11 protein-coding genes are annotated in these 11,719 nt (G+C 60.7%); 4 read left to right on the top strand and 7 right to left on the bottom strand.

What is annotated here, in order from left to right:
- Window positions 1-88: 88 nt before the first annotated feature.
- Window positions 89-595, bottom strand: a complete 507-nt coding sequence (locus tag M2396_RS18245; protein WP_220632682.1) for an ATP-dependent zinc protease — start codon at window positions 593-595, stop codon at window positions 89-91.
- 181 nt (window positions 596-776) lie between these two features.
- Between M2396_RS18245 and M2396_RS18240 the strand changes: the two genes are divergently transcribed.
- Window positions 777-1,664: an acyltransferase gene (locus tag M2396_RS18240; protein WP_101322458.1), complete on the top strand. Its 888-nt coding sequence runs from the start codon at window positions 777-779 to the stop codon at window positions 1,662-1,664.
- Window positions 1,665-1,864: 200 nt separating this feature from the next.
- Window positions 1,865-2,803 carry an RHS repeat-associated core domain-containing protein gene (locus M2396_RS18235; RefSeq protein WP_259076842.1) on the top strand — a complete coding sequence of 313 codons (939 nt, stop codon included), beginning with the start codon at window positions 1,865-1,867 and terminating at the stop codon, window positions 2,801-2,803.
- Here M2396_RS18235 and M2396_RS18230 read toward each other — a convergent pair whose 3' ends face one another.
- Window positions 2,804-3,379, bottom strand: a complete 576-nt coding sequence (locus tag M2396_RS18230; protein ID WP_101322460.1) for a DUF2780 domain-containing protein — start codon at window positions 3,377-3,379, stop codon at window positions 2,804-2,806.
- A gap of 634 nt (window positions 3,380-4,013) precedes the next feature.
- On the opposite strand from M2396_RS18230, the gene M2396_RS18225 reads away from it, so the two are divergent.
- Both M2396_RS18225 and M2396_RS18220 read left to right on the top strand, forming a co-directional pair.
- Window positions 4,014-4,931 (top strand): RHS repeat-associated core domain-containing protein, encoded by a 918-nt coding sequence (locus M2396_RS18225; RefSeq protein WP_259076841.1) that lies wholly within the window; start codon window positions 4,014-4,016, stop codon window positions 4,929-4,931.
- Window positions 4,932-4,998: 67 nt separating this feature from the next.
- Window positions 4,999-5,187, top strand: a complete 189-nt coding sequence (locus tag M2396_RS18220; protein WP_259076839.1) for a hypothetical protein — start codon at window positions 4,999-5,001, stop codon at window positions 5,185-5,187.
- Window positions 5,188-5,286: 99 nt separating this feature from the next.
- Here the strand turns inward: M2396_RS18220 and fdhA are convergent, their stop codons facing one another.
- From fdhA to M2396_RS18195, 5 genes are all read right to left on the bottom strand, one after another.
- Window positions 5,287-6,486 (bottom strand): formaldehyde dehydrogenase, glutathione-independent, encoded by a 1,200-nt coding sequence (gene fdhA / locus M2396_RS18215; protein WP_119137581.1) that lies wholly within the window; start codon window positions 6,484-6,486, stop codon window positions 5,287-5,289.
- A 294-nt stretch (window positions 6,487-6,780) separates the two neighbouring features.
- Window positions 6,781-7,638, bottom strand: a complete 858-nt coding sequence (gene purU, locus M2396_RS18210; protein WP_101322464.1) for a formyltetrahydrofolate deformylase — start codon at window positions 7,636-7,638, stop codon at window positions 6,781-6,783.
- A gap of 10 nt (window positions 7,639-7,648) precedes the next feature.
- Complete coding sequence (locus M2396_RS18205; RefSeq protein WP_220632684.1) at window positions 7,649-8,281, bottom strand: sarcosine oxidase subunit gamma; 633 nt, start codon at window positions 8,279-8,281, stop codon at window positions 7,649-7,651.
- An 81-nt stretch (window positions 8,282-8,362) separates the two neighbouring features.
- Window positions 8,363-11,377 carry a sarcosine oxidase subunit alpha gene (locus M2396_RS18200; RefSeq protein WP_220632685.1) on the bottom strand — a complete coding sequence of 1,005 codons (3,015 nt, stop codon included), beginning with the start codon at window positions 11,375-11,377 and terminating at the stop codon, window positions 8,363-8,365.
- Window positions 11,374-11,709: a sarcosine oxidase subunit delta gene (locus M2396_RS18195; protein ID WP_101322467.1), complete on the bottom strand. Its 336-nt coding sequence runs from the start codon at window positions 11,707-11,709 to the stop codon at window positions 11,374-11,376. The genes M2396_RS18200 and M2396_RS18195 overlap by 4 nt, the downstream gene beginning before the upstream one ends.
- Window positions 11,710-11,719 lie beyond the last annotated feature (10 nt).

Below are 11,719 nucleotides of genomic sequence, written 5' to 3'. Positions count from 1 at the left end.
TGCAAGCTTCAACTAGAAGCGGATCGCGTGAACTTACACCGATCCGCTGTTTCTTGCAGCTTGTGGCTCGCAGCTTGAAGCTGCTCCGTCAGCACTCAGGCTTGCCAGCGGTAAACCTGCGCGCGGGGTTTACCGCCGCCTTGAACTCGCGCAACGCCTTGGCGCCAATCAGCAAGGGGTAGTTGAAGCTGCTGCGGTCGGTCAGGTTGACCTCGACGGTGCGCTTCTCGCCGCCCAGGCACAGTTCCAGGTCGACCACCGGCCGGCGTGCCGCCTCTGCGCTGTCGCCTTCCTCATCATCCTCGTCGGCGCGGCTCTTGATCTTGCTGATGCGCGCAACCTTGTGCTCGTAGACCTTGCCATCGGCATCCTTGGTTGCCAGCTTGAAGCGCACCCAGTCCTCGCCATCACGGGTAAAGCGCTCGATATCCTTGGCCGACAACGAGGCTGTCAGCGCACCGGTGTCCATCTTGGCCTTGAGCGTTTCACCGCCGATCTCCGGCAGGCTGATGTACTCGTAGCGACCATACAGGGTCGGCTCGGCGGCCATGACCGGCAGGGCGAGCAGCGATAACAGGGCAAGCAGTGGTTTCACGGGCTAACTTCCTTGAGACGGGACAGTGCTTAGACTGCACAAGCGCGATAGGTTCGTCGCAAGAGCTTATCCAACATAATGTGAAACATTTGTCCCGGTCGTAGGCCATTGGAGGTTTGGCGTAGGCGATAACCACACTTATCATTGTCGACCGCTTATTTCACACAACAAGAGTCTCCTTATGCGTCGCCTGCTGACCGGCATCCTCACAACCATTCTGCTATTGCTCAACACCGTGGTGATGATCTGCCCGTTGATGGTCTTCGCCCTGCTCAAGCTGGTGCTGCCGGGCCGAGGCCGTGACTATGCGTCTGCAGGCGTGATGTGGATGGCCGAGACCTGGTCGGAGATCGACAAGGTCATTTTCGCCCTGTGCATCCCTACCCAGTGGGATATCCGCGGCGTCGACAAGCTGCGCCAGGACACCTCCTACCTGTGCGTGAGCAACCACCAGAGCTGGGTCGATATCCCGGCGCTGATCGAAAGCCTCAACCGCCGGGTGCCGTTCTTCAAGTTCTTCCTCAAGAAGGAACTGATCTGGGTGCCGCTGCTGGGCCTGGCCTGGTGGGGCCTGGACTACCCGTTCATGAAGCGCTACAGCAAGGCGTTTCTGGCCAAGCACCCGGAGCTCAAGGGCAAGGACCTGGAAATCACCAAGGCCGCCTGCGAGCTGTTCAAGCGCCAGCCGGTGACCGTGGTCAACTACCTTGAGGGCACGCGCTTCAGCGAGGCCAAGCGCCTTGAACAGCAGTCGCCGTACAAGCACTTGCTCAAGCCCAAGGCCGGTGGCGTGGCGTTCGTGCTGGCGGCGCTGGGCGAACAGCTCGACGCTCTGCTGGATGTGACCATCGTCTACCCGGGCGACCAGGCGCCGGGCTTCTGGGCCCTGCTCAATGGCAGCATCAGCCGGGTGATTATCGACATTCGCGTGCATGAGCTGGACCCGGCGTTGTGGGCGGGCGATTACGAGAACGACCCGGTGTTTCGCGAGACCGTGCAGGCCTGGGTGAACCAGCTGTGGGTCGAGAAGGACCAGCGCATCGAGCAGTTGCGCGCCGAGATGCGCTGAGGCTTGCAGCGGCTGAGCCGGCCTCTTCGCGGGGCAAGCCCGCTCCCACAGGATGTGCGCTTGTGGGAGGGGATCAATGTCCATCAGCCGTAGACGGACAGGAACGTAGGAAGCGCCCTAACACTTCTGCCAGTTATGCAACATCTCGCAGGCCGGGAAACTGAGCTGATCAAAGACTCAGCGCCTGCGAGGCCAGCCCCGTGAACAAACGCCTTAACTTCTACCAAAGCGGACAGATCAATCTCGAGATCACCGGCAACCAGAACTGGAAGCTACTGCAGGGGGCCGGTCAGCCGCTGGCTGAGCGGCGCGACAGCCACTCGGGCATGGACATTCAGCTGTTGATAACGGACAGCCAGAAGTCCGTGTTGAAGACGCACGGCGGCCTTGGCGCAGCCACTTGCATCTATACCGCCTATGGCCATGACGCTCGGTCACAGCCTGCGGCGCCGCGACTTGGGTTCGCGGGTGAACCTCCCGAGCCACTGACCGGCAACTACCTGCTGGGCCAGGGGTATCGCGCTTATAGCCCGGTACTGATGCGCTTCCTCGCACCTGACAGTCTGAGTCCGTTCGAGGAAGGTGGCATCAATGCTTATGGCTACTGTGCGGGCGACCCCGTCAACTATTCAGACCCGACAGGGCATCAGCAAGGGTCGTTAGCAGAGCTTCTGCAAGCCCGGATAAAAGAAATGGGCTTGGCTTCCGCAAAACGTTCCACCCCGCAACCGGTCAAGAAACTGCCCGGCAAAGACGCATCGATAGAACCCCTGCGCTCCATATTGATAAAAGAGAAGCGCGCTGACCGACCGAAAAAGTCAGTACGCATCGCTGACACGCCGGGTCGCAGTGATGTGAAAACGGATACCCCGACCGCCTTGGTGGCAGCACCAACGGCCCAGTCCATCTTCAAACAAAGGATGGCGCTCTCGAGAGCGTCAGGGAATATCTACGCTGAGCTTGAAAAACTGGAGCACCACTATGTAGGGGCTTTGAATTACTCCGGGAGTTCGCCCCAAGCCAGACGCCCGCCAGGCAAACTGATATCAGCAAAACTGAGAAGCATCGGCGAGCAAATCGGCAACAGGCGCCAACGGCTATTCGAGCTTCGCGACGCCGCCGAACGCCTTAGAACCTGATCAAACCGAAGGGGTTGTTGCAGGCGCCGGAGTGGTCCACAGGCTACCCAGGTTCTGCAGTAGCGAACCGGCGATGCCTTGTTGACCGAGGTACTGGAGAATCAGCGGGGCGAACTGGCCGATCATGCCGGTATCCATGCCCAGGGCCTTGAAGGCGCTGTCCAGATCGCTGCGGTCTTCGACGTTGTTGCCCAGCGCGTTGCTCAGGGCCGATTGTTTGTCGCTGTTCTTGCCGAGCAATTCGCCCAGGCCACTGAGGCCACCGAGGGCGTTGGCGCCGGAGAGCAGGTCCAGGCCGGGCACGGCCTTGGTCAACTGGCCGTAGTCGTCGCTGCTGAGGTTGTTGCGCGCCAGGCCGAGCATTGCCCCGGCGCCGCCCACGGCCTGTTCGGGGGTGATGTTCAATTCGCTGCCCAGGGTGTTGAGCAGATTGGCCGATTCGGCGGGTGCCTGCACTTTGCCTTGTGACTGCTGGCTTTGCGCGGCGGACACGGCATTGGCGGCGTCGCTGAAGTTGAAGGCGAACGCTGGCGTTGCGGCCAGGGTCATCAGGGTTGCCAGGGTGAACGCTTTCATCGGGGGGACCTCGTCGGCCGGAATGGCCTGGGAAACGAGGCATTCGACTGGGGGTTTGGAGGTTTGTTCCGGGCCGGGTATCGGGCCGTTTTCATCCAGCGGGGGTGGTTTTCGGGCTTCCAGCTTGACGGCAGATTGCCGGGGCTGCTGCGCAGCCCTTTCGCGACACAAGGCCGCTCCTACAGATACAGCGCAAGGCTCAAGGCAGCGCCGTACTTGTAGGAGCGGCCTTGTGTCGCGAAAGGGCCGCGCGGCGGCCCCAGCAATCTGAGGGACACAATCCGATTCGCTGAACCCCACTTGCTCAGGGCAGCCGACCCGTCCACATCGGGGTGGCAGCTGCACGCTGGGCGGAAAACCAAGTCACAAGGCAACCCTGGCAGGCCGCACTGACTCCTGCGTACCACTGCCATAAACAGCCATCTAATTAACCGAGTTCCCACAGGGCATTTCCTCAGGCCATGTATGACTACCAACCGTGCGCAGGAAGCTTTGCATTCTAAAGCGGGAATTCAGAAAGCACGCCAAACAGAACTAGTACTTTTGCCAGTTGTGCCCGCTCATTCACTCGCCCGACACTGGAGCAAACTCCCCCTGCACCAAGATCGCAGGCAACTCACATGAGCATGCACTAATGACCAAAACCAATGCGGGCGACCGCCTGTACTTTCATCAGGACGACAAACTCGCCACCGTAAAACAAGGCACGCAAAATCACAGCGTATTCCGTAGCCTCGATACAGCCTTGGCAGAGCAATTAAACTGTGACAGCGAACCCGTGAGGTTCCTGACTACCGATGGCAATGGATCAGTGCTCCAGGTAAAAACTGACCAGCAACTGGAGAGCCTCCCTTACACCGCCTATGGGCACTCCGCATCACAGCCCTCAACCCTGTCACTCCTGGGATTCAATGGTGAGCGCATTGATCCGGCAGAGCTTTATATCCTAGGCAATGGTTATCGTTCACATAATCCTCGCCTCATGCGCTTCTTATCGCCAGACAGCCTCAGTCCGTTTGGCAAGGGGGGCCTCAACAGCTACGCTTACTGCGGTGCAGACCCTGTAAACTTCACCGACCCGTCTGGACACTTCCGACTGTTCGGTCGCTTGTTCGCACCCAAACTACCCAAACATGTAAAAAACGCGGCTACGGGAGGATTACCCAGCTACTCAAAGGCGAAAAAAAAGAAATATGCCGTGCCCGGCGAGACGCTACCCAGTTACGATGAGACTCTCAGAGATTACCCCAAACAGAGAGAGATAAGAATCACAGCGACCGCACCCCTTTTAAGTAAATTAGAAGCTCGCGTCAAGAAGTACGACAGCTACATTGAACGCCAGCACGTAAAAGCTGATAAAGCCAACAGTGAATACACAATTTACCAAGCCAGTGCCAACCAATACGTCAACGGCTCTGACATGTGGCGCTTCTATACAAGCAAGGCAAATTTGGCCTACGACAAGGAAGCCTATTACAACGTGAAATCAAGAGACTTTACTGCCGATAGGGATAAGATAATTGCGGCCATTGCAGAGCTAAGACAGACTTAATCCTATTATCATTACGGCTGCACAGCATCTATCAGCGGATGAATACTGGGGTTTGCGAGGACAAACGATGAAGATCAAAAACAGCAACTTATACTATTATCAAGGCGGCACCCTCGCCTCCGTCAAACAAGGCACCCAAACCCGCACAATCCTGCGCGGCGCTGATATGCCGCTTGCCGAGCGGCATTCAGAGGCCACACAAGGTACGGAGCTTTTAGCAGCCAACGCGCTAGCCGACAGGTCACCTGCGGTCTAGGGATCGAGCATCAGAACAAATCCTGACATTCACCCTGCCAATCATCCCGACCTCCCCTAAAAAAAGCCCCTGAAAAGGGGCTTTTTTCTCGATGTCACATCACGCCGCACTAAACGTCTTATGCGGATCAATCACAAACTTCTTCGGCACCCCAGCATCAAACTCGCCATAGCCTTCCGGCGCCTGATCCAGGCTGATCACCTGCACGCCCACCACTTCAGCAATATTGATCCGGTCCCACATGATCGCCTGCATCAGCTGGCGGTTGTACTTCATGGTCGGGGTCTGGCCGGTGTGGAAGCTGTGCGATTTCGCCCAGCCCAGGCCAAAGCGGATGCTCAGCGCGCCGATCTTGGCCGCGGCATCCACCGCGCCCGGGTCTTCGGTCACGTACAGCCCGGGGATACCGATGTTGCCGGCAACGCGGGTGACCTGCATCAGCGAGTTCAGCACGGTGGCCGGCGCTTCATGCTTGGCGCCCTCGTGGCCATGGCCGCGCGCCTCGAAGCCGACCGCGTCAACGGCGCAATCCACTTCCGGCTCGCCGAGGATGTCGACGATCTGCTCGTGCAGCGGGGTGTCCTTGGACAGGTCGACCACCTCGAAGCCTTGCGACTTGGCGTGCGCCAGGCGGGCCGGGTTGAGGTCGCCGACGATCACGCAGGCGGCGCCCAGCAACCGGGCCGACGCGGCGGCAGCCAGCCCGACCGGGCCGGCACCGGCGACATACACGGTACTGCCAGGGCCAACGCCGGCGGTCACGGCGCCGTGGTAGCCGGTAGGCAGAATATCGGACAGGCACGTCAGGTCACGGATCTTCTCCATGGCCTTGTCGCGATCCGGCAGTTTCAGCAGGTTGAAGTCGGCGTAGGGCACCAGCACGTATTCGGCCTGGCCGCCGGTCCAGTCACCCATGTCGACATAGCCGTAGGCGCCACCGGCGCGGGCCGGGTTGACGGTGAGGCAGACGCCGGTGTGCATCTCTTTGCACGAGCGGCAGCGGCCGCAGGCAACGTTGAACGGTACCGAGACCAGGTCGCCGATTTTCATCCGCTCGACGTCACGGCCCATCTCGATGATTTCACCGGTGATCTCGTGGCCCAGCACCAGCCCGACCTGGGCGGTGGTACGGCCACGAACCATGTGCTGGTCGGAGCCGCAGATATTGGTGGAGACCACCTTGAGGATCACACCGTGCTCGATCTTCTTGCCGCGTGGGTCCTGCATTTTGGGGTAGTCGATGTTCCGCACCTCGACTTTACCGCCGCCGAGATACACCACTCCACGGTTACCAGACATGCTCTTACCTCGCTTGATTTGTACTTATGCAGCGTTGGTTGAAGCGCCGCCATCCATGGGCGGCATGTGTTACTGGAATGGGGGAATTGTGGGCTTGTGGCGGGGAAATGCCGTGACTGGAAACGACAGTGGCTTGCCCGCAGGCGTCAGGTGGGTCTGGAGATAGCCGGGGGCGCTTTGCGCCCCTTTCGCGACACAAGGCCGCTCCTACAAGGACCGCGTCGGCCCAAACTACGCGGTCTTTGTAGGAGCGGCCTAGTGTCGCGAGAGGGCCGCAAGGCGGCCCCGACGATCTCAGAGCACCACCGTCCGATTGGCGTTGAGAAACACCCGCCGTTCAATGTGATACCCCACCGCCCGCGCCAAGGTCAGGCCTTCGATATCACGCCCCTTGGCAATCAGGTCTTCGGGATAGTGACTGTGATCGACCACTTCGACCCCCTGGGCAATGATCGGCCCTTCATCCAGGTCGTTGTTGATGTAGTGCGCCGTGGCACCGACCATCTTCACACCCTTGTTGTAAGCCTGGTGATACGGCTTGGCACCCTTGAACCCAGGCAGCAACGAGTGATGAATGTTGATCGCCCAGCCATCCAGGCGACGGCACAGTTCAGGCGACAGCACCTGCATGTAGCGCGCAAGAATCACCAGCTCGGCACCACTCTCCTCGATCACCTGCAGCACCTTGCGCTCTTGCGCAGGCTTGTCCTTGGGGTCGAGGGCGAAGTGGTAATACGGGATCTTGTGCCAATGAGCCAATGGCTCGAGATCGGGGTGATTAGAGATCACCGCGACCACGTCCATCGCTAGCTGACCAATGCGCTGACGGTACAACAGGTCGTTCAGGCAGTGATCGGCCTTGGACACCATGATCACCACCTTGGGGCGGTGATTGGGCGCGGTCAGCTCGAAGGTCATGCCAAACGCATCGCTGCGCTCGGCCAGGCCATCACGAAAACCCGCCTCATCGAAATCATCTGGCTGGCGGAACTCGACGCGAATGAAGAAGCGCCCCGACAGCCGATCATCGAAGGAGTGGTGCTCGGTGACATAGCAACGCTGCTCGTAGAGAAACCGCGTCACCACATCGACCGTGCCGAGCATGCTCGGGCAGTCGGCGGTGAGAATCCAGGTATCCGGTGCCCGACTCATGTGTCTCTCCTTAGGCTTCGATGCTCAGGCCGTATTCAGCCGAGGCGTCCTGCAGCCACATCCACCAGTAATCGGCGAAGCTGCGGCGAATCACCAGTTCCCAGGTATCTTCACCGGTGCGGCGGATCACCAGCTGCGACTTGGCGAACACCGTGCCGACCGCTTTGCCCACCGGGAAGTTGTTTGGATGTACATCATAGCTGGTGGATTTCATCAGCACGTCGCGCACGTTGGCGCCCTGCAACTCGAGCAGGGTCTGCCCGCCGCTGACATTGACCACCTGAATGTGCAAGCCCGCGAGGGCGTCGCGCAGTTGCTGCTCGACCACAAACTCCTGCCCGCCCGGGACGATCAGCAGCCACTCATCCGGGCCAACCCACTGCAGCGAGGTCTCGCCCTTCGCGACCACGGTCAGGGCTACCGGCAGCTCCAGGCCGAGGGCCTTGTGTACACCGCTGGCAAAGGCCGGATCATGGCCGTCGCCACGCAAGGTCAGATGACCAAGCAGTTTTTTCTCGCGCAGGGTCACGCCTGCGTTGTTGCGGCCCTTGCCCACCAGGCTGGCGAGGTCTGCATGATGCAGCGGCGTCTGGGCCTTGGCCTCGGCGCCGGGGTTTTGCTGGAAGACGTTGATAGCGCTCATTGTTACCTGCCTTGAATTCTTGTGTTCAGGCGTGGCAGCGGCGCTCGGCCGCGGCCACGAGAGTTGAGCATCGGTCTGGCGTCAGACGTTCTGCCGCTCACCCTTCGGATCGAAGAACACCGAAGACACAATCTCTGCTTCGATCACGCTGCCATCGGCCTGCGGCGAATACACCCGCTCACCCATGCGCTTGAGACCACCCTTGACCACACCCATGGCGAACGAATAGCCGAGGGAGTTGGAGGCATAGCTGGAGGTGACGTGACCGACCATGTCCATCGGGATCGGCTGCTTCGGATCGAACACCAGCTGAGCGCCTTCCGGCAGCCACTGTTTAGGGTTGATCGGCTTGAGCCCGACCAGTTGCTTGCGGTCTTCGCGCAGGCAGTCCTCGCGGTTCATGCCACGCAGGCCGATCCACGAGTACGGCTTGTTGCGTCCGACACACCAGCTCATGTTGAGGTCGTCGGCGTTCATCGAGCCATCGGTATCCTGGCCAACGATGATGAAGCCCTTCTCGGCACGCAGCACGTGCATGGTCTCGGTGCCATACGGGGTCAGGTTGTACTGTTTGCCAGCCGCAACGATCTTCTCCAGCACACCCATGGCGTAGTTGGCCTGGACGTTGACTTCGTACGACAGCTCACCGGTGAACGAGATGCGGAACACCCGCGCCGGCACGCCGCCAACGGTGCCTTCCTTCCAGGTCATGAACGGGAAGGCGTCCTTGTCCAGGTCGATGTCGCTGATCTCGGCCAGCAGCTTGCGGCTGTTGGGGCCAGACAAGGTCATGGTTGCCCAGTGGTCGGTGACCGAGGTGAAGTACACCTTCAGTTCCGGCCATTCGGTCTGCAGGTACAGCTCCATCCAGCCCAGCACGCGCGCTGCGCCGCCGGTCGTGGTGGTCATGATGAAGTGGTTGTCGCCGACGCAGGCGGTCACGCCGTCGTCGAAGACCATGCCGTCTTCCTTGCACATCAGGCCATAACGGGCCTTGCCCACATCGAGCTTGGTCCAGGCGTTGGTGTAGATACGGTTGAGGAACTCACGCGCATCCGGGCCTTGAATGTCGATCTTGCCCAGGGTCGAGGCGTCCAGCAGGCCGACGCTGTCGCGCACGGCCTTGCACTCACGCTCAACGGCGGCATGGATGTCTTCACCGGGTTTTGGGAAATACCACGGACGTTTCCACTGGCCGACATCCTCGAACTCGGCGCCGTTTTTAACGTGCCAGGAATGCAGTGCGGTGAAGCGTACCGGCTCGAACAGGTGACCACAGTGACGACCCGCTACCGCACCGAAGGTAACCGGCGTGTAGTTGGGGCGGAACATGGTGGTGCCCATCTGCGCAATGCTGATACCCAGCGAACGGGCGGCGATGGCCAGGCCGTTGATGTTGCCCAGCTTGCCCTGGTCGGTACCAAAGCCCAGCGCGGTGTAGCGCTTGACGTGTTCGACCGACTCAAAGCCTTCACGGGTCGCCAGCTCGATGCCGGCAGCGGTGACGTCGTTCTGCTGGTCAACGAACTGCTTCGGCCCACGAGTGCCTTTGTCATGCGGCACCTGGAACAAGGCCAGGGTAGGCTCCTCGGTGCGCTGGACGGCTTTGGGCAGGGTACCGACCACGGCCTTGAAGCCGGCTTCGGTAGCGGCGCGCACGCCACCTTCAAAACCATCGGCCAGGACATCACCAAGCGGGTAGACGCCATTCATGCCGCCAACACAGACGCGCTTTTGCGGCGCATCACCCGGGACGAAACCGAGGATGTCTTCACGCCATACCGGACGCCCGCCAAGGTGCGAGGCCAGGTGGACGATCGGGCTGTAGCCGCCGGAGGTCGCAATCAGGTCGCAGGCCAGGGTTTCGCCAGGGCTGGTCACGGTGAACGCCTGGGCGTCAATGGCGGCAACCCGCGCACCGGTCACATGCTTGCTGCCAGTCGCTTCAACCACAGCGCTGGAGGTGAGGATGCGAATGCCCTTGGCGCGTGCTTCTTCCACCAGCGAACCGCGTGGGTTGTGGCGTGCATCGGCGATCGCGACCACTTGCAGGCCGGCATCGTGCCAGTCCAGCGCAACGCGATAGGCGTGGTCGTTGTTGGTCGACAGCACCAGCTTGCGCCCAGGCGCCACGCCGTAGCGACGCACGTAGGTCGATACAGCGCCGGCGAGCATGTTGCCCGGCACATCGTTGTTGCCGTACACCAGCGGACGCTCGTGGGCGCCAGCCGCCAGCACAACTTGCTTGGCACGCACGCGGTGGACGCGATGACGCACCTGGCCAATCGGCGCGCGGTCACCTAGGTGGTCGGTCAGGCGCTCGTGGATGGTCAGGAAGTTATGGTCGTGGTAGCCGTTGACGGTAGCGCGTGGCAGTACCAGCACTTCGGCCATGCCTTGCAGCTCGGCCACGGTAGCCGCGACCCAGTCGGTGGCAGGCTTGCCATCGAGAGTCTCACGACTGTCGAGCAGGCTGCCGCCGAACTCTTCCTGCTCATCGGCGATGATCACCCGCGCACCGCTGCGGCCAGCGGCCAGCGCTGCGGCCAGGCCGGCAGGGCCAGCACCGACGATCAGCACGTCGCAGTGGTGGTTCATGTAGTCGTAGCTGTCCGGATCGTTCTGCAGCGGCGCACGACCGAGGCCGGCGGCTTTGCGGATGTACTTCTCGTAAGTCATCCAGAACGATTTCGGGTACATGAAGGTTTTGTAGTAGAAGCCCGGCGGCATCATGCTGCCACCGACCTTGCCAAGGATGCCCATCACGTCGTTGTTGACGTTCGGCCAGCCGTTGGTGCTGGTCGCGACCAGGCCGGCATACAGCGGCTGCTGAGTGGCGCGCACGTTGGGGATCTGGGTGGCTTCGCTGGAACCGATCTGCAGGATCGCATTCGGCTCTTCGGTGCCGGCTGCAATGATCCCGCGAGGCCGCGAATACTTGAAGCTGCGGCCGACCACATCGACGCCGTTGGCGAGCAACGCGGCAGCCAGGCTGTCACCTTCGTAACCCTGATAGGTCTTGCCGTTGAAGCTGAAATTGAGGACTTTGCCGCGGTTGACACGGCCGCCGCTGGCAAGGCGATAACTCTGGCTCATACTTTTTCCCCCAGGCCTTTGACGGTCGACGGCGCGGCGCTAGCCTTGCTGGCGGCAGTGATCTGCGGCTTTTCGCCGATCTTGTAGGTTTCCAGAATTTCGTAGGTCACGGTGTCGCGGGTGACGTTGAAATACTGGCGGCAACCGGCGACGTGATCCCACAGTTCGTGGTGAATGCCACGCGGGTTGTCGCGGAAGAACATGTAGGTACCCCACTCCTCGTCGGAGCAGGCCGCCGGATCGAGCGGGCGGGCAATATGGGCCTGGCCTGAGGCGTGAAACTCTTCTTCGGAGCGCAGCTCGCCGCAGTGGGGACAGAAAATATGCAACATGACGATTGTC

The organism is Pseudomonas sp. BIGb0278, assembly GCF_024809895.1.
Taxonomy (GTDB): domain Bacteria; phylum Pseudomonadota; class Gammaproteobacteria; order Pseudomonadales; family Pseudomonadaceae; genus Aquipseudomonas; species Aquipseudomonas shirazensis.
This window is presented reverse-complemented; position numbering and strand designations above follow the sequence as displayed.

Coding starts and splice junctions, on each gene's coding strand:
- M2396_RS18240 (WP_101322458.1), top strand. CDS start 777: ATGCGTCGCCTGCTGACCGGCATCCTCACAACCATTCTGCTATTGCTC.
- M2396_RS18230 (WP_101322460.1), bottom strand. CDS start 3,379: ATGAAAGCGTTCACCCTGGCAACCCTGATGACCCTGGCCGCAACGCCA.
- M2396_RS18225 (WP_259076841.1), top strand. CDS start 4,014: ATGACCAAAACCAATGCGGGCGACCGCCTGTACTTTCATCAGGACGAC.
- M2396_RS18220 (WP_259076839.1), top strand. CDS start 4,999: ATGAAGATCAAAAACAGCAACTTATACTATTATCAAGGCGGCACCCTC.
- fdhA (WP_119137581.1), bottom strand. CDS start 6,486: ATGTCTGGTAACCGTGGAGTGGTGTATCTCGGCGGCGGTAAAGTCGAG.
- purU (WP_101322464.1), bottom strand. CDS start 7,638: ATGAGTCGGGCACCGGATACCTGGATTCTCACCGCCGACTGCCCGAGC.
- M2396_RS18205 (WP_220632684.1), bottom strand. CDS start 8,281: ATGAGCGCTATCAACGTCTTCCAGCAAAACCCCGGCGCCGAGGCCAAG.
- M2396_RS18200 (WP_220632685.1), bottom strand. CDS start 11,377: ATGAGCCAGAGTTATCGCCTTGCCAGCGGCGGCCGTGTCAACCGCGGC.
- M2396_RS18195 (WP_101322467.1), bottom strand. CDS start 11,709: ATGTTGCATATTTTCTGTCCCCACTGCGGCGAGCTGCGCTCCGAAGAA.